This window comes from Oleiphilus sp. HI0132, assembly GCF_001635845.1.
In genome coordinates, this window is the sequence record NZ_LWGJ01000474.1 from 1 (window position 1) to 705 (window position 705).

The window sequence follows — 705 nt, forward strand, 5'->3', positions numbered from 1 at the left end:
ACAAGCATGCGATTCATATCACTTTTTTTGTTTTCATTCTTAGTAAGTAGTCTTTGCCTGGCCCATGATCAAACGCATTCTGACTTACCCTTTATCGAAGTCAGCACGACAGCAAGCGCAAAGTCCTTGCCCGATCAAGCCATAATTAATATTACTTTCTCTGCAACAAAGTTTGAAGCAGAAAAAGCGAGAAGAGCCGTCGACAAGCTGGTCCGCCCTTTCCTGTCAAAACTAGAAGAATACGATATTCAAGAGAACTCCCTCGACACAAGCAATACACAATTACACCCACAATACGAATACCGAAATAACCAGCGAGATTTCAAAGGTAATCAAATTACGCGCAAAATTGAGTTTAAACTAAATGATCTTGCGCAACTCCAGGCTCTTATCCAAGACATCACCCGCACAGAAGCATCTCATCTAGGGAGTATAAGATTCACACTTAAGAACAAACAGAAGCTAAAACGCAAAGCCTTAAACAAAGCAATTAATAAAGCAAAAAATAAAGCAGCTACCATTGCCCAAGGCTTCGAAGTAAGCTTGGGGAAAATTTTAAATGTAAAGCATGTTAGCAACGAAGCAAGACCAGCCCCACAAATGCGCGCCATGGCAATGAGTGCTGAAATGAGCGACAGCCAAAGTAATACCTACCAGCAAAAAGAAATTGAATACAATGCGACCATTAGCGCAGTATTTTCAATC

Annotated in this window: 1 protein-coding gene; it reads left to right on the plus strand. The window is 40.9% G+C overall.

Translation table 11 applies throughout. The features are described from left to right. Positions 1–6: 6 nt before the first annotated feature. Positions 7–705 (plus strand): SIMPL domain-containing protein (locus tag A3766_RS05805; RefSeq protein ID WP_255375316.1); only part of this gene is annotated, 699 nt, incomplete at its 3' end.